This is a genomic window from Rhodococcus spongiicola (assembly GCF_004011835.1).
GTDB lineage: Bacteria > Actinomycetota > Actinomycetes > Mycobacteriales > Mycobacteriaceae > Prescottella > Prescottella spongiicola.
The window spans coordinates 126957-142496 of record NZ_RKLN01000007.1 but is presented as its reverse complement, the minus strand read 5'-3'; the positions used below and the strand labels follow the sequence as shown (position 1 = coordinate 142496).

Sequence of the window (15540 nt, the reverse complement as noted above, 5' to 3'; positions counted from 1 at the left end):
ACTCCGCAGGCTCGGCTCATGTCCACTACAGCGCGCCCTTGGTCGACGGGACACCCTTGACCCGCGGGTCCGGTTCTACGGCCTCGCGCAGCGCCCGCGCGACGGCCTTGAACTCGGCCTCGGTGATGTGGTGCTGATCCCGCCCGTAGAGCACGCGGACGTGCAGCGCGATCCGCGCGTTGAGCGCGATGGATTCGAAGACGTGTCGGTTGATTACTGTCGAGTACGGCACGCCCGGGTAGCCACCGATCACGCTGTGCAGCATGTGCTCCGGCTCCCCCGTGTGGACGCAATACGGGCGCCCGGAGACGTCGACGGACGCGTGTGCCAGCGCCTCGTCCATCGGGATGAAGGCGTCACCGAAGCGGCGGATGCCGCGCTTGTCGCCCAGCGCCTGTCCCAACGCCTGGCCGAGCACGATAGCCGTGTCCTCCACCGTGTGGTGGGCGTCGATCTCGACGTCGCCCTTCGCCTCGACGGTCAGATCGAAACTTGCGTGCGCACCGAGCGCGGTGAGCATGTGGTCGAAGAACGGCACCCCCGTGGACACGTTCACGATTCCGGTGCCGTCGAGGTTCACCTCGACAACGATGCTCGACTCCTTGGTAGTGCGCTCGACACGCGCGATCCGATCGCTCATCGAGATCCCTTCGTTTCCGTTGCAGCCGACTCGTCCGTTGCGGTCAGTTCCTTGGCAGCGAGTTTGCCACTGACCCGCAGCAACTCATCGTTCTCGGCCACGAGCCCGATCGTGGCGCGCAGGTACCCACGGATACCGACGTCGCGGATCAGCACACCCTCGTCGAGGTAATGCTGCCACGTGCGGGCGGCATCCTCGAACAACCCGAACAGAATGAAGTTCGCGTCACTCGGGACGACGGTGTACCCCATCGCGGTCAGTGCGGCGCTCACCCGGTCCCGCTCAGCGGCGAGTTGCGCGACGCTGCCGAGCGTTTCGTCGGCGTGGCGCAACGCGGCTCGTGCCGCGGCCTGGGTGACGACCGACAGGTGGTACGGCAAACGGACGAGCAGCAGCGCCTCGATGAATGCCGGTGCCGCAGCGAGGTATCCGAGACGGCCGCCGGCAAACGCGAACGCCTTGCTCATCGTCCGTGTCACGACCAGCTTCGTCGGGTACTCATCGATCAGCGTGAGAGCACTAGGGGCGTCTGAGAACTCGGCGTACGCCTCGTCGACGATCACGATGCCGGGTGCGGCATCGAGGATCCGGCGCAACTCCGCGATCGCCACGCTGTGACCGGTCGGGTTGTTGGGGCTGGTCACGAACACGACGTCGGGCCGGTGCCCATTGATCGCGTCCACCGCAGCGTCCACGTCGAGAGCGAAGTCCTCACGGCGGAAGATCGGCAGCCACTCCGTATCGGTGCCGTCCGCGATGATCGGGTGCATCGAATACGACGGCACGAAGCCCATCGCACTGCGCCCGGGGCCGGCGAATGCCTGCAGCAACTGCTGCAGAATCTCGTTGGACCCGTTGGCCGCCCACACGTTGTCGATAGTGACGGGCACCCCGGTCTGACGGGCCAGGTATGCGGCGAGGTCGGTGCGCAGCGCCACAACATCCCGGTCCGGGTACCGGTGCAGCTCACGCCCCGCCTCCCGCACCGACTCGGCGACGTCGTCGACGAGAGCCTTCGTCGGCGGGTGCGGGTTCTCATTGGTGTTCAGCTGCACGGGGACGCTCAGCTGCGGGGCGCCGTATGCGGACTTGCCACGCAGGTTCTCCCGAATCGGCAGCGCGTCGACGCCGGCTCGCGCGCCGGGAACGTCTGCGGCGGTCACCGCAGAGCCTCGAAACGCAGCCGGACGGCCTCGCCGTGCGCCGGAAGATCCTCGGCCTCTGCGAGCGTGATGACGTGACCGGAGACCTCCTTCAGTGCGGACTCCGAGTAGTCGACGACGTGTATTCCGCGCAGGAACGTCTGCACGCTCAGGCCCGAGGAGTGCCGGGCGCAACCAGCTGTGGGCAGCACGTGATTGGAGCCCGCACAGTAGTCACCGAGGCTCACCGGCGCCCACGGTCCGACGAAGACGGCACCCGCGGATCGCACCTTCGCGGCGACCTCGGACGCGTTCTCGGTCTGGATCTCGAGGTGCTCGGCGGCGTACGCGTTGACGACCCTCAGACCAGCCTCGATGTCGTCGACGAGCACGGTGCCGGACTGGCTGCCCCGCAACGCGGTCTCGACGCGCTCGCGGTGCTTGGTGAGCTCGAGTTGCGCGGCTATCGCCCGGTCCACCGCGTCGGCCAGGTCGGTGGACGTGGTCACGAGGACACTCGCCGCCATAACGTCGTGCTCGGCTTGGCTGATCATGTCGGCGGCCACGTGCACCGGGTCGGCCGTGTGGTCAGCGAGGATCGCGATCTCGGTGGGGCCGGCCTCGGCGTCGATACCGACGAGCCCGCGGCACAGCCGTTTCGCGGCGGTCACGTAGATGTTGCCGGGTCCCGTGATGAGATCGACGGGAGCAAGTTCGGCAGTGTCGTCGGCGGTAACGGTGTCGGTTCCCCCGTAGGTGAGCAGCGCGATGGCCTGGGCGCCGCCGACGGCCCACACCTCGTCGATGTCGAGCAGCGCGGCTGCTGCGAGGATCGTCGGGTGCGGCAGACCGCCGAACGCCGCCTGCGGCGGGGAGGCGACCACGAGCGAGTCGACGCCCGCGGCCTGCGCCGGGACGACGTTCATCACGACGGACGACGGGTACACAGCGTTGCCACCCGGCACGTACAGACCGACCCGCTCGACCGGCACCCACCGCTCGGTGACCGTCCCACCCGGAACGACCTCGGTGATCGTGTCAGTGCGGCGTTGATCGGCGTGGACCTTGCGGGCGCGTTCGATCGCGACCTCGAGTGCGGCCCGGACGTCGGGGGCGAGCTCGGCGAGCGCACGGTCCAGCTCGGCCTGCGGCACGCGCACCCGATCGGGGCGGACGCCGTCGAACTTCTCGCCGTACTCGAGAGCCGCCTCGGCCCCGCGGTCGCGGATGTCCTCGACCACGGGGCGAACCTGATGCAGCACCGCGTCCACGTCCACTCCACCTCGGGGAAGTGCGGCACGAAGTTCGGCCGTGGAAGGGGTACGACCGCGAAGGTCGGTGCGGGCGAGCATTGAGGGGTCCTCTCTGCGGCGGTGGGCACTGGATGGGGCGAACCCGCGGCCGTTTGGCGACCGATCCGTTCGGCGACCTATTGGTCGACCGCAGGGGCTCGACACTGATTATCCATCGACAAGGGTGCGCCGGTTCCACCGGCCGACACAATTCGTTTAGCGTCCACCGGTGGCCGGTTTCGAGGACCGGCAGGCGGTCAGGAGTGCGTGCTGGGCCCGTCAGGACTGCGTTGAGGGGAGGAATCGTCGAGCCATGTTCACCTCTGTCGAGGCTCCCGGGACCCATTCGGCGATCCACGGACCCGTGCCGTCGCTCTGGTCGAGTACCCCGCGTTCGAGCCAAGTGAACCGACCCTCGAGTATCCCGGCGGCGAGTCGACGATCCGAGTCGTCGGTGTTGTTCCACAGTCCGTCGAACAGTTTCTCCACCCTGAGTGTGGCCTGACGGCAGAACGCGTCAGCAAGCTCGTAGGCGGTCTCACCCTCGAACCGGTCGTCCTCGAGCTGCATCTGAGCCCGCACACACACCGCCGCCATCGCGAACAGCTCGGCACCGATGTCGACCACCCGTCCGAGGAATCCCTGCTGCTTCTCGAGCGCCGCCTGCCACCGCGCCATGCCGTAGAAGGTGGACCGGGCAAGCTTGCGAGAGTGCCGCTCGACGAACCGCACATGCGGGGCCAGGACACCGAACTCACTGAACGACGTCGGAACCTGCCCCTTGCCTGTGACGAGCTGCGGAAGCCATTTGGCGTAGAAGCCGCTGGCCTTCGCCGCCGCCCGGACCTTGGCCGCGTTGTCGGCGTGCGGATCGGCGAGATCGCCCGCCACGGCGAGATGAGCGTCAACGGCCTCGCGGGCGACGAGCAGGCGCATAATCTCGCTCGAACCTTCGAAGATTCGGTTGATCCGCAGATCCCGGGACACCTGCTCGGCGGGCACCGCGCGTTCGCCGCGGGCGGCGAGCGAGGCCGCGGTCTCGTATCCGCGACCGCCGCGTACCTGGATCAGATCGTCGCCGATGACGCACGCCATCTCACTCGCCCACAGTTTCGCGAGCGCCGCCTCGATGCGGATGTCGTTGCGGCCCTCGTCGCTCATTTGCCCCGATAATTCCAGCACCGCTTCGAGGGCGTAGGTGGTGGCCGTCATGAACGACAACTTGCTCGCGACAGCCCCGTGCTCGCCGACCGGCTTGCCCCACTGCACCCGGGTTCCGGACCACTCCCGCGCGATCTTGACCGCCCACTTGCCGGCTCCTGCGCACAGCGCCGGGATGGCGAGGCGGCCCGCGTTGAGGGTGGTCAGGGCGATCTTGAGGCCGTCTCCCTCACGCCCGATGAGGTTTTCCTTCGGTACCCGCACCTTGTACAGACGGGTCACGCCGTTCTCGATGCCACGCAACCCCATGAACGCATTCCGCCGTTCGACGGTGATGCCGGGCGAGTCCGCCTCGACGACGAACGCCGAGATTCCACCTCGGTGTCCCTCACTCTTCGGTACGCGAGCCATCACGACGAGCAGCTCGGCTACGACGCCGTTCGTGGTCCACAGCTTTACGCCGTCCAGCTCGTAGGCTGCGCCGTTCTCGATCGGCACCGCAGTCGATGCGAGCCGTGCTGGGTCGGATCCGACATCGGGTTCGGTGAGCAGGAACGCGGAGATCGCGCCCCGGGCACAGCGCGGGAGGAACGCCTGCTTCTGCTCGGGCGTGCCCGCGAGCTTGAGCGGTTCAGGAACACCGATCGACTGGTGCGCTGACACGAGTGCGCCCAGGCTCGGGTGGACGGACCCGACGAGCATCAACGCTCGGCCGTAGGCAACCTGTGAAAGGCCCAGGCCACCGTATTCCTCCGGGATCTTCAGACCGAAGCAGCCGAGTTCGGCGAAGCCACGGACGTACTCATCCGGAATCTTCGATTCGGCTTCGATAACGGAGCCGTCGAGCCCCGCGCAGTAGTCGCGGAGGCGCGTGAGAAACTCCTCTGCCTTCGCGGCAGATACGGGGGTCGGTCTCGGGAACGGATGAATCAGGTCCAGCCGGAAACGCCCGAGGAAGAGTTCCTTGGCGAAGGACGGTTTGTCCCAGCCTGACTCTCGAGCCTCCTCGGCGACCGCCCGCGCCTGTTCCTCGGTCACCTTCGGGATTGACGTGTCGACCATGCCGTACCCCCTACTGGCGAGTAGTCCTACTGACCAGTATCCCCTAATCTGCGCACCGCGGACACCGTTTTGGCCACTCTTCTGCGCTTCGAGCAGTCACTCTTCCACTTCACGCGACCGACCTTCTCCTTCACGCGACCGACGGGGACGGGTGCGGACGTGGGCCCGTTCGCCTTGTGGTCCGAACAGACTCAGGATCTCGGCGGCCTGGGGGCCCGGATTGCCGAACCAGTGTGGGACGCGAGTGTCGAACTCGGCCACCTCACCCGGGGTGAGGATGACATCGTGCTCGCCGAGTACCAGTCGAAGTCGCCCGGAGAGCACGTACAGCCATTCATAGCCTTCGTGGACTTGGGGCGTGGGCTCCCCCGCCGGATTGCGAGCCGGGATTATGAACTTGAATGCCTGGATTCCGCCTGGCCGGCGGGTCAGCGGAACAATCGTCATGCCGTGCCGATGGAGCGGGCGCATGTGAACTCGAGGGTCACCGGTTACGGGTGCCCCGACGAGTTCGTCCAACGGCAGTTGATGAGCGCGGGCCAGCCGGAGCAGGAGTTCGAGGGTGGGTCGGCGCCCACCGGACTCCAGACGGGACAGCGTGCTGACAGAGATTCCGGTGGCCTCGGACACCTGGGCCAAGGTCGCCCCCCGCTGGCGTCGAATCTCCTTGAGACGTGGACCAACTGCATCGAGCACCCCCTCGAGGCCCTGCGCATCAGCGGTTACGGCGGCATCGTCGGTCATGGAGATGACCTTGCCATTACGGCAACGATGTTTGCCACTATTTCCCGGGGTGGGTGACAGTCGTTCTCGAAGTTCGGAACGAAACAAGCACTAACGAAACAGGGAGGAACCTGTGGCGAACACCTACGACGTGGCGATAATCGGCGGCGGAGCTGCGGGGCTCGGGGCGGCGCTCAGCCTCGCACGAGCGCGGCGGTCCGTGCTCGTGATCGATGCCGGCTCGCCGCGAAACGCGCCCGCGGGACACATGCACAACTACCTGGGCCGCGAGGGCACACCGCCCACCGAGCTCCTGGCCGTCGGCCGCGGCGAGGTCGAGTCGTACGGCGGTGAGGTGACCACCGGAACCGCCGTCTCGGCACACGATCGCGGCGACGGCACCTTCCGCGTGGAGCTCGAGGACGGCCAGACCGTACTGTCGCGCCGGCTGCTGGTGACCACCGGGCTGGTGGACGAGCTCCCCGACGTACCGGGTCTCGCAGACCGGTGGGGTCGCGACGTACTTCACTGCCCGTACTGCCACGGGTGGGAGGTCAGGGATCAGCCGATCGGGATCCTGGCCACCGGACCACTCGCAGTGCACCAGGCGCTGCTGTGGCGGCAATGGAGTGACGACGTGACGCTTCTCCTGCACACCGGTCCCGAACCCACCGAGGACGAGTACGAGCAACTCGCCGCCCGCAACATCGGCGTGGTCGACGGGAAGGTGGCCGGCCTCGAGGTGTCCGGTGACCGCCTCACCGGGGCGACCCTGTCCGACGGTCACACCGTTCCACTGCGGGCTGTCGTGGTCGCTACCGAATTGGCGCCGCGCGCCGGCGTCCTGTCGAGCCTAGGGATCGAGCCCACCCCCGTGGAGATGGGCGGGCACGTGATCGGCAGCCAGATTCCCGCCGATCCGACCGGCGCCACCGCTGTTCCTGGCGTGTGGGTCGCCGGCAACGTCGCCGACGTGCGTGCCCAGGTGATCGTCGCAGCCGCCGCCGGACTGAACGCGGCCGCGATGATCAACGCAGATCTCGTGGCCGACGATACGAGGCGGGCGGTCGCCGCCCGCAGTGCACGCTGACGTCAGTCGACCCGGCCACCGTGGGGGTGGCCGGGTCGAACCGCGCGCGACGACTGAGTCAGATGTCCCGGGCTGCAGGTGCAGGGCTACATGTCCAGGCCGAGATCGAGCACCGTCACCGAGTGTGTGAGGGCACCGACGGCCAGGTAGTCCACACCGGTGGCGGCGAAGTCCGCCGCGACGTCGAGCGTCAGACCCCCCGACGACTCCAGTCGGGTGCGCGGGGAGACCGTATCCCGGCGCTGCACCGCGGTCTGCGTCTGCCACAGCGGAAAGTTGTCCAGCAGAACCAGGTCGACCCCCTCGGCCAGCACCTCGTCGAGTTGGGTGAGCGTGTCGACCTCGACCTCGCACTCGATGTCCGGTGCGCTCGCGCGCACCGCGCGAAGTGCGCCGACCACGGAACCGGCCGCAGCCACGTGATTGTCCTTGATGAGGGCGGCGTCCCCGAGACCCATCCGGTGGTTTTCGCCGCCGCCGACACGCACCGCATACTTTTGCAGCCCCCGCAGACCAGGCAGGGTCTTACGGCTGTCCCGGATCTTGCACTTCGTCCCCTCGACCGCGTCGACCCACGCCGCGGTGGTAGTGGCGATGCCCGACAGGTGGCACATCAGATTCAGCATCGTGCGCTCGGCGGTGAGCAACCCCCGAGTCGGAGCGTTGACGGTGAGCACCGCGTCGCCCAGATGCACGCGCGCACCGTCCGCGACGCGGTCGACGACCTCGTAGTTGCCGCTGCCGATCACCTCGTCGAGCACCATCAGGCCCACGTCGATTCCCGCGACGGTACCGGCCGAGCGAGACACCACCGATGCCTTCGCGACCGCCCCCTCGGGGACCGTCGCGACCGACGTGATGTCGGGCCCGTACCGCAGATCCTCGTCGAGCGCTCTACGCACCAACTCGAGCGTCTCCTGCGGATCAGGCCGGTCGTTCGTGCTCATCGTGCTCCTGTCGCCTGCATCTCGGGTACTTCCAGTTCACCGTCGCGTCCGATGTGCACCGGGATACTGCGACGGAACTTGTCCGACGTCTCCGGGTAGTCGGCACGCGCATGGCATCCGCGGCTCTCCTTCCGCACCGACGCCGCCAACACGAGCGCCGACGCCACTACGGTCAGCGCCGTGTCCTCGAGCGCCCGCCCGTTCCCTGCGACCACGACTTCACTGCCCTTTAGTTCGGTTGCAGCACTGTCGATCCCGTCACCGTCACGGACAACGGAGGCATGTGCGGTCATGAGTTCCTGCACACGTTCGCGCGGCGCCCGTTGCCGGAACGGCAGCAACAGATCGTCGGCCTCGACGGGCAGTCCGGAACGTTCGGCGGCGGCAATGCCGACGCGCTCGCCTACCACGAGCCCCTCGAGCAAGCTGTTGGACGCCAACCGGTTCGCACCGTGCAGACCCGTTCGGGCTACCTCCCCCACCGCGTACAGCCCCGGTACCGCGGTACGCCCGTGCACGTCCGTGGCGACACCGCCGCACGAGTAGTGCGCCGCCGGCGCCACCGGAATCAACTGGTCGGCCGGATCGATACCCGCTGCAAGGCATGACGCGGTGACCGTCGGGAATCGCGTCGCGAATCCCGACAGGTGCCGCGCATCGAGATACACGTGATCGGCCCCGGTCTCCCCCAGTCGGTGGGCGATCGCCCGTGACACGACGTCGCGGGGAGCCAGATCACCCTTCGGGTGCACGCCTTCGGTAACCGCCCGCCCCTCCCCGTCGACGAGCCGGGCACCCTCACCGCGTACGGCCTCACTGATGAGCGGACGCCGACCGACCGCGCCGGGAGCGAACAGCACAGTGGGATGGAACTGGACGAACTCGAGGTCGACGACCGTGGCACCGGCCTCGAGTGCCAGCGCGATCCCGTCGCCGCTCGACCCCTCCGGATTGGTGCTGCTCGAGTACAGCTGACCGAGCCCACCCGTCGCCAGCGCCACAGCGGGAGCATGAATGACCCCGAGCCCCTTGTCGGACACCACGATCAACCCGGTCACGCCACGCCGATCGGTCGTCACCCGGGCCGCCGCTGCGCCGAACAGAACCGGCATCCCGACTGCGTTGAGAGCTCGCTGCACCTCGGCGCCGGTGGCGTCACCCCCGGCGTGAACGATCCGCCGGGTGCTGTGCCCACCCTCGCGGGTGCGTAGCACGCCGCCGTCGGCGCCGACGTCGAACACGGCGCCCAACGTCGTCAACGCGGCGAGCGCCTCCCGGCCGGCCGACACGATCGACCTGACGGCGACCTCGTCGCAGAGGCCGGCGCCCGCGACGCAGGTGTCGCCGGTATGCGAGTCGACGGAATCGACTCGCGGATCTCCGACGACGGCGATGCCACCCTGGGCGTACTGGGTGGCGGTGTCGGTCGGGCCGCCCTTGCTCACCACGAGCACCCTGAGTCCACGCTCGGCGGCGGATCGCGCCGCGGTCAGCCCGGCCACTCCGCTGCCGACGACGACCAGATCCGCGCGCGCCTCCCACGCGACGCCGCCATCCCGGGGAGCAGCGACCATTACTCGCCGCCGCCGGGGTTTCCGATCTCGATCATGCGCTGCACGGACTTTCGCGCCCGCTCGGCGACGTCAGGGGCGACGTCGACCTCGTCCTTACCCTCGACGAGGCAGCGCAGCAGCGCGGCCGGCGTGATCATCTTCATGTAGGGGCACGATGCACGGTCGTTGACGGCCTGGAAGTCGATACCCGGCGCGGCCTTGCGCAGCTGGTGCAACATGCCGACCTCGGTGGCGACGAGGACCTGGTTCGCACCGCTCTGACGGGCGGCGTCGAGCATGCCGCCGGTCGAGAGGATCTTGACCTTCTCCTCGGGCACGAAGCCCTCCCCGGCGAGATAGAGCGCCGACGTCGCGCACCCGCACTCGGGGTGGACGAACAGTTCCGCATCCGGATGCGACCGTGACTTGGCGGTGAGCTCGTCACCGTTGATGCCAGCATGGACGTGGCATTCACCAGCCCAGATCTGCATGTTCTCCCGGCCGGTGACGCGCTTGACGTGTGCACCGAGGAACTGGTCGGGCAGGAACAACACTTCGCGGTCGGGATCGATCGAGGCGACGACGTCGACGGCGTTGGACGACGTGCAGCAGATGTCGGTCAGGCCTTTGACCTCTGCGGTGGTGTTGACGTAGGACACCACGAGCGCGTCGGGGTGCTCGGCCTTCCACTCTCGCAGCTGGTCGGCGTTGATCGAGTCGGCGAGCGAGCACCCGGCCCGCTCGTCCGGGATCAGGACGGTCTTCTCCGGGCTGAGGATCTTGGCGGTCTCGGCCATGAAGTGAACTCCGCAGAAGACGATGGCGTCCTCCGGGGCCTCGGCAGCGATCCGCGACAGCGCGAGCGAGTCACCGACGTGGTCCGCGACGTCCTGGATCTCGGGCAGCTGGTAGTTGTGCGCCAGGAGGGTCGCACCCCGCTCCTTCGCCAGGCTCCGCACCTCGGCCGCCCACTCGGGTCCGGCTGAGACGCCGGTGTACCCACCGGGTCCGTCGTGGATCGTCCGGGTAGCACTCGCCCACAACGTCGACGTCATGGCGCCTCCTTCTTTCGGAGCTCCTCGACAGCTCCGTCAATACAACCCGGGCTGACTGGCCCGAATTTACGAAATCCAGGTTTTCGACTTAGAATCGAAAACATGCCACATGGTAACACCGTCCACGAAGTGCTCACCGCGGTGTTCCAGGTTCGGGCCACGGTGAGCCCCGTCACCGCAGGTGACCGCCTTCTCGAGCCGAACGGGTGCCAAACGAACGAACTAATGGTGCTCCTGTGGCAACGCGCCCTCGATCCGCAGAAGGGCACCTGGTCGCTGCCGGGGGGAACTCTCGGCGACGACGAAAACCTCGAGACGTCGGCCCGTCGTCAACTGGCCGAGAAAGTCGACGTTCGCGAGGTGGCGCACCTCGAGCAGCTGTCGGTGTTCAGTGATCCGCATCGGGTCCCCGGCGTCCGCCGGATCGCCTCGACCTACCTCGGCCTCGTTCCCCTGCCAGCCGATCCTCAGATCCCGCCGGATACGGCATGGCATCCGGCCTCCGAGCTACCGCCGATGTCGTTCGACCACGGCACCGTCGTCGAGTACGCACGCATGCGACTTGCCGCGAAGCTGTCCTACACCAACATCGCCTTTGCGCTCGCCCCGGACGAGTTCACGATGTCCACACTCCGTGAACTCTATTGCGCTGCCCTGGGTTACGAAGTGGACACAACCAACCTTCAGCGCGTGCTGACCCGCCGCGGAGTCATCACCGCCACTGGCAACACCGCGCGGTCGGGACGAACCGGCGGCCGTCCCGCGGCGCTCTACCAGTTCACCGACTCGCACCTACGGGTCACCGACGAGTTCGCGGCTCTCCGACCACCTAGCTGACCCCCGAGCGTCGCTGTCCCCTGAGCATCGCTGACCCCTGAGCATCGCTGACCCCTGAGCATCAAGGGCGGCCGTCGGCGTCGACCGTCGGCGATTCATCACCGGTAACCACCTCGTCCCGGTCACCGTGGCCGACTCCGAGGTCGTCGTGTGGGCTCAGCGACACGAGCAGCAAGTAGACCAGTGCCGCAGCGAGAGGTTGCACCACCATGACCATCGGAGTCGACAGCCCCGGCGCCATGGCAACGATCGACCCGACGGACGGGTTGTCTTCCCGCGGAAATCGCAGTCGCGCGACGCCCATCCCGGCGAGTGCGGCCACGCCGGAACCCAGCCCCGATCCCACTACCAGAGCAGCGACCGCGACCGGGCCTCGAGACTTGCGTATCCCCCACACGGCGACAGCAGACAGAACACCGAGTACCAGTCCGATGCCGACGAATATGGCGACGGCGTCGAACCGGTGCAGGCTTTCGGTGGTGAGCACGACACCCTGATCCTCTGCCACGACGAGCAACCGCTCCGCGGGCGCGAGAAACGCCCAGACGATGCCCGAAACCGCCCCTAGTAGCACGAGGGACGACACGAGTCTTGCGGGTGAAAGCAGCAGCCGAGGGCGGTGGGGCGTCGTCACAAGTCGGACGTTACCTGCGCCCGAGCTGGGTCGAGTCGAGCACGCCGTGACGAGAACACTTGGCCCACCACCCGTCCGGGCTGATCTGGACAACCATCCGGCGTCCGCACTGCTCGCAGAACCTGGGAGGTTCGAGGCCCAACCGCGCCGCCGCCGGCGTGGAGTCGCCCACCCCGGCGACCACTCGGCGGCCGGTAAACGGGTTGTAGCGCTCCTCTGCCATCGCCGTCACGCTCACAGCGTTGCGTTGAGTGCCTTGATCGGCATCTCGAGATCGACCAGCAGATCGAGGTCGTTCTCCGCGGGTCGGCCGAGGGTGGTCAGATAGTTGCCCACGATGACGGCATTGATACCGCCGAGGATGCCCTGCTTGGCTCCGAGATCGCCGAGGGTGATCTCGCGACCACCCGCGAAGCGCAGCATCGTGCGCGGCAGCGCGAGGCGGAACGCGGCGACGGCCTTGAGAGCCTCGCTCGCGGGCAGCACCTCGAGGTCACCGAACGGGGTGCCCGGGCGCGGGTTGAGGAAATTCAGCGGCACCTCGTCCGGTTCGAGCGCCGCCAGGTTGGCGGCGAACTCGGCCCGCTGCTCGAGGGTCTCCCCCATGCCGAGGATGCCGCCGCAGCACACCTCCATGCCGGCTTCGCGCACCATGCGCAGGGTGTCCCAGCGCTCGTCCCAGGTGTGGGTGGTGACGACGTTCGGGAAGTACGACTCGGCCGTTTCGAGGTTGTGGTTGTAGCGGTGCACTCCCATAGCGGCGAGCTGGTCGACCTGCTCCTGGGTGAGCATCCCGAGCGAGCACGCGATCTGGATGTCGACCTCGTTGCGGATCGCTTCGATGCCGGCCGCAACCTGTGCAAGCAGCTTCTCGTCGGGACCACGAACCGCGGCGACGATGCAGAACTCGGTGGCGCCGGTCTTGGCGGTCTGCTTCGCCGCCTCGACCAGGCTGGGGATGTCCAGCCATGCCGAGCGGACCGGCGACTGGAACAGGCCGGACTGCGAGCAGAAATGGCAGTCCTCGGGGCAACCGCCGGTCTTGAGGCTGATGATGCCCTCGACCTCCACCTCGGGGCCGCACCACTTCATGCGCACGTCGTGGGCGAGCGCGAGCAAGTCCTCGAGTCGGTCGTCGCCGAGGCGCAGGACCTCGAGGACCTGTTCCTGATTCAGCGCCTCGCCACGCTCTAGAACCTGGTCACGGGCGATTGCGAGAATGTCGGGGGCCTGGGTCACTGCAACTCCTAGGATGGGCGGCACAAACCTGAACGCCGTACAACTTGAACGGCGTTCACGTTAGAACCGTGCTGAACTAGTGTCAAAGTCGGAAGCCGCTGTGGCCGCCCCAGCCGAGCGGACGACACAGCGGAGCGGACAACACGGCCGAGCAGACACACGTGAGGAGAAGGTCGGTGCAGCTACGACGCAGTGACGTCCTCGACGGCGCGATGGCGATCCTCGACAAGTACGGACTCGCCGACCTGACGATGCGCCGACTCGCTACCTCGCTGGGTGTCCAACCCGGAGCCCTGTACTGGCATTTCCCGAACAAGCAGACCCTGCTTGGCGCCATGGCCGACCGGATACTCGTCGGCGTCGACGGCCCGGTGACGTCGGAGCGGTGGGACGACGGTATTGCCGAACTCGCCCACCGACTACGCGACGCCCTGCTTTCCCATCGGGACGGGGCTGAGTTGGTGGCCGCCACCTACGCCTCCCGCATGACGTCGAACCTCGCCCGGGAGGGCTTCGTCGGCGCCGGTGTCCGGGCGGGCCTGCCGCGGCCCTACGCCGAGTTGGCGGCGTACACCCTGCTGTATTTCGTCCTCGGTCACACCGTCGACGAGCAGTCGCGGGCCCAGATGGAGGCGGTGGGTGCACTCACCCGCACTCCCGCCTCACCCGACACCGAAACCGCCGCCGATCTCGGCTCGGACCAGGACCTCCTCGACGGTGATCCGCGGGTCCGGTTCGACTTCGGCCTGGCGCTGTTCATCGATGGCATGCGGGCCCGTGCGGGCCTTCCCGCCACACGCGCCTGACCCACGAACGTCTCGGTCAGCCGTCTCGATCAGCCCGTAGGGGGCGCGGAGGCAGGGACCTCGATCGATCCCACGGGTCCGCCCCCCGACTCCCCGACTGCAAGCGCAGACTCCCCGACGGCAAGAGCAGACTCCCCGACTGCAGGAGTGGGCTCTCTGACTGTAGGAGCGACGGTGCACCCCTGCATCGTCCGGTCGGCGGCATCTGCGACGACATCGGCGATTGCGCGGGCCCGCCGTAGCGCCCTGCGCTGACGCCGGGCCCCGGATCCCTCCACGATCCGCTTCCTCAGGCCCGCCACGACAGCGGTGCGAGTGCCGTTCTCCTCGAGTGCGTCCTGGATACTCTCGACCATCTTCTCGACCAGGACGCGGGCGGGAACACACCGGGCCGAGAACGGATCGACACCCAAGCCTTCGAGCCCGTCACGGGCAGCCCGCCAGTAGGCGGCCTCCAACTGCTGTTCCGGCACTCTCGTCACGGGGAGCCCCTCGGCGGCGTCACGAAGTGCCGCGACCACGAGTCCCTGCACCAGTAGCGCCAGCAGCACCGTCTCGTCGGCAGTCGCCGGCACATCGCTCACCCGGATCTCGACGGTCGGATAGCGGCCGGACGGGCGGACGTCCCAATAGACCATTCGCTCGTCGAGAATCGCACCGCAGTCGATCATCGACATCACCACGCGGTCGTACTCCTGCGCGTCGGCGAACACTGGTGGCGGCCCCGTGGCCGGCCACCGCCTCCACAAGATCGATCTCCAACTGGCGCACCCGGTGTCCGCCCCATAGTGAATCGGCGAGTTCGCGGTGAGCGCCAGCAGCGACGGCAGCCACGGCCGCAACCGGTTGCCGACCTGTATCGCGGCGTCACGGTCGGGCACCGCGACATGGACGTGGCAGCCACAGATGCCGTGTTGGCGAGCCAGTATCCCGAACTGGCGCTCCATGGCCCGGTATCGGGGAACGTCGCTGACCTCCTGTTCCGGCGGACCCGTTACCGGTACACCGACCGCCACCGGCCGACACTCTCGCTGCCTGGCAGCTTCCGCCAGACCAGAGCGCAATGCGATCAGCTCACGGCGCAGGTCGTCCACTCCTCGACATACCCCGGTCGCGGTCTCGACCTGACACGCGCCCAACTCGGGCTGGAGATCAATCCCGATCCGTTTCGCCTCGGCGCCGACGGCTTCGTTCTCCATTCGGAGTCGCCCGGTCACGGGGTCGACAAGGAGGAACTCTTCCTCTACACCGATCGTCGGGGAATTCGCGCGTTCCGACACAGTGGGCCTCCGTCGGCATTATCGGGCGGGCCATCCACAGTACCCCCACGAAATGACGGGCCACCCTCTCCGCGAGCGA

15 protein-coding genes are annotated in these 15540 nt (G+C 67.7%); 3 read left to right on the top strand and 12 right to left on the bottom strand.

Annotated elements, in window-relative coordinates:
* Positions 1–25 precede the first annotated feature (25 nt).
* From hisB to EF834_RS17305, 5 genes are all read right to left on the bottom strand, one after another.
* The gene (gene hisB / locus EF834_RS17325) at positions 26–640 is read right to left on the bottom strand and encodes an imidazoleglycerol-phosphate dehydratase HisB (protein ID WP_127948466.1); all 615 of its coding nucleotides are present in this window, start codon (positions 638–640) and stop codon (positions 26–28) included.
* A complete protein-coding gene (locus tag EF834_RS17320) occupies positions 637–1803 on the bottom strand; it encodes a histidinol-phosphate transaminase (protein ID WP_127948465.1) in 1167 nt (388 codons plus the stop codon). The genes hisB and EF834_RS17320 overlap by 4 nt, the downstream gene beginning before the upstream one ends.
* Positions 1800–3134, bottom strand: a complete 1335-nt coding sequence (gene hisD, locus EF834_RS17315) for a histidinol dehydrogenase (protein WP_127948464.1) — start codon at positions 3132–3134, stop codon at positions 1800–1802. The genes EF834_RS17320 and hisD overlap by 4 nt, the downstream gene beginning before the upstream one ends.
* Positions 3135–3353: 219 nt before the next feature.
* Positions 3354–5297: an acyl-CoA dehydrogenase family protein gene (locus tag EF834_RS17310; protein WP_127948463.1), complete on the bottom strand. Its 1944-nt coding sequence runs from the start codon at positions 5295–5297 to the stop codon at positions 3354–3356.
* Positions 5298–5393: 96 nt separating this feature from the next.
* Positions 5394–6041 (bottom strand): helix-turn-helix domain-containing protein, encoded by a 648-nt coding sequence (locus EF834_RS17305; protein ID WP_127948462.1) that lies wholly within the window; start codon positions 6039–6041, stop codon positions 5394–5396.
* A 112-nt stretch (positions 6042–6153) separates the two neighbouring features.
* On the opposite strand from EF834_RS17305, the gene EF834_RS17300 reads away from it, so the two are divergent.
* The gene (locus EF834_RS17300; RefSeq protein ID WP_127948461.1) at positions 6154–7110 is read left to right on the top strand and encodes an NAD(P)/FAD-dependent oxidoreductase; all 957 of its coding nucleotides are present in this window, start codon (positions 6154–6156) and stop codon (positions 7108–7110) included.
* A gap of 86 nt (positions 7111–7196) precedes the next feature.
* On the opposite strand, the gene nadC is transcribed toward EF834_RS17300, so the two are convergent.
* From nadC to nadA, 3 genes are read right to left on the bottom strand one after another with little or no spacing between them, the layout of a single operon-like run.
* Complete coding sequence (nadC, locus tag EF834_RS17295) at positions 7197–8057, bottom strand: carboxylating nicotinate-nucleotide diphosphorylase (protein ID WP_127948460.1); 861 nt, start codon at positions 8055–8057, stop codon at positions 7197–7199.
* Positions 8054–9631, bottom strand: a complete 1578-nt coding sequence (locus EF834_RS17290) for an L-aspartate oxidase (protein WP_127948459.1) — start codon at positions 9629–9631, stop codon at positions 8054–8056. Before EF834_RS17290 ends, nadC begins: the two co-directional genes overlap by 4 nt.
* Positions 9631–10665: a quinolinate synthase NadA gene (gene nadA, locus EF834_RS17285; protein WP_127948458.1), complete on the bottom strand. Its 1035-nt coding sequence runs from the start codon at positions 10663–10665 to the stop codon at positions 9631–9633. The genes EF834_RS17290 and nadA overlap by 1 nt, the downstream gene beginning before the upstream one ends.
* A 102-nt stretch (positions 10666–10767) precedes the next feature.
* Between nadA and EF834_RS17280 the strand changes: the two genes are divergently transcribed.
* Positions 10768–11502 carry an NUDIX hydrolase gene (locus tag EF834_RS17280; protein ID WP_127948457.1) on the top strand — a complete coding sequence of 245 codons (735 nt, stop codon included), beginning with the start codon at positions 10768–10770 and terminating at the stop codon, positions 11500–11502.
* A gap of 61 nt (positions 11503–11563) precedes the next feature.
* On the opposite strand, the gene EF834_RS17275 is transcribed toward EF834_RS17280, so the two are convergent.
* From EF834_RS17275 to bioB, 3 genes are read right to left on the bottom strand one after another with little or no spacing between them, the layout of a single operon-like run.
* Positions 11564–12136, bottom strand: a complete 573-nt coding sequence (locus EF834_RS17275; protein WP_127948456.1) for a DUF2567 domain-containing protein — start codon at positions 12134–12136, stop codon at positions 11564–11566.
* Positions 12137–12146: 10 nt separating this feature from the next.
* A complete protein-coding gene (bsaP, locus tag EF834_RS17270; RefSeq protein ID WP_127948574.1) occupies positions 12147–12359 on the bottom strand; it encodes a biotin synthase auxiliary protein BsaP in 213 nt (70 codons plus the stop codon).
* Between the two features lie 11 nt (positions 12360–12370).
* Positions 12371–13375 carry a biotin synthase BioB gene (bioB, locus tag EF834_RS17265; RefSeq protein ID WP_127948455.1) on the bottom strand — a complete coding sequence of 335 codons (1005 nt, stop codon included), beginning with the start codon at positions 13373–13375 and terminating at the stop codon, positions 12371–12373.
* A 176-nt stretch (positions 13376–13551) separates the two neighbouring features.
* On the opposite strand from bioB, the gene EF834_RS17260 reads away from it, so the two are divergent.
* Positions 13552–14181, top strand: coding sequence for a TetR/AcrR family transcriptional regulator C-terminal domain-containing protein (locus EF834_RS17260; RefSeq protein WP_127948454.1), 630 nt, complete (start codon positions 13552–13554; stop codon positions 14179–14181).
* Between the two features lie 29 nt (positions 14182–14210).
* Here EF834_RS17260 and EF834_RS17255 read toward each other — a convergent pair whose 3' ends face one another.
* Positions 14211–15461, bottom strand: coding sequence for a carboxylate-amine ligase (locus tag EF834_RS17255; protein ID WP_127948453.1), 1251 nt, complete (start codon positions 15459–15461; stop codon positions 14211–14213).
* Positions 15462–15540 lie beyond the last annotated feature (79 nt).

Bases quoted from the DNA above. Each gene is read 5' to 3' on its own strand.
- hisB (WP_127948466.1), bottom strand. From the start codon at position 640: ATGAGCGATCGGATCGCGCGTGTCGAGCGCACTACCAAGGAGTCGAGC.
- nadC (WP_127948460.1), bottom strand. From the start codon at position 8,057: ATGAGCACGAACGACCGGCCTGATCCGCAGGAGACGCTCGAGTTGGTG.
- nadA (WP_127948458.1), bottom strand. From the start codon at position 10,665: ATGACGTCGACGTTGTGGGCGAGTGCTACCCGGACGATCCACGACGGA.
- EF834_RS17310 (WP_127948463.1), bottom strand. From the start codon at position 5,297: ATGGTCGACACGTCAATCCCGAAGGTGACCGAGGAACAGGCGCGGGCG.
- hisD (WP_127948464.1), bottom strand. From the start codon at position 3,134: ATGCTCGCCCGCACCGACCTTCGCGGTCGTACCCCTTCCACGGCCGAA.
- EF834_RS17290 (WP_127948459.1), bottom strand. From the start codon at position 9,631: ATGGTCGCTGCTCCCCGGGATGGCGGCGTCGCGTGGGAGGCGCGCGCG.
- bsaP (WP_127948574.1), bottom strand. From the start codon at position 12,359: ATGGCAGAGGAGCGCTACAACCCGTTTACCGGCCGCCGAGTGGTCGCC.
- EF834_RS17305 (WP_127948462.1), bottom strand. From the start codon at position 6,041: ATGACCGACGATGCCGCCGTAACCGCTGATGCGCAGGGCCTCGAGGGG.
- EF834_RS17280 (WP_127948457.1), top strand. From the start codon at position 10,768: ATGCCACATGGTAACACCGTCCACGAAGTGCTCACCGCGGTGTTCCAG.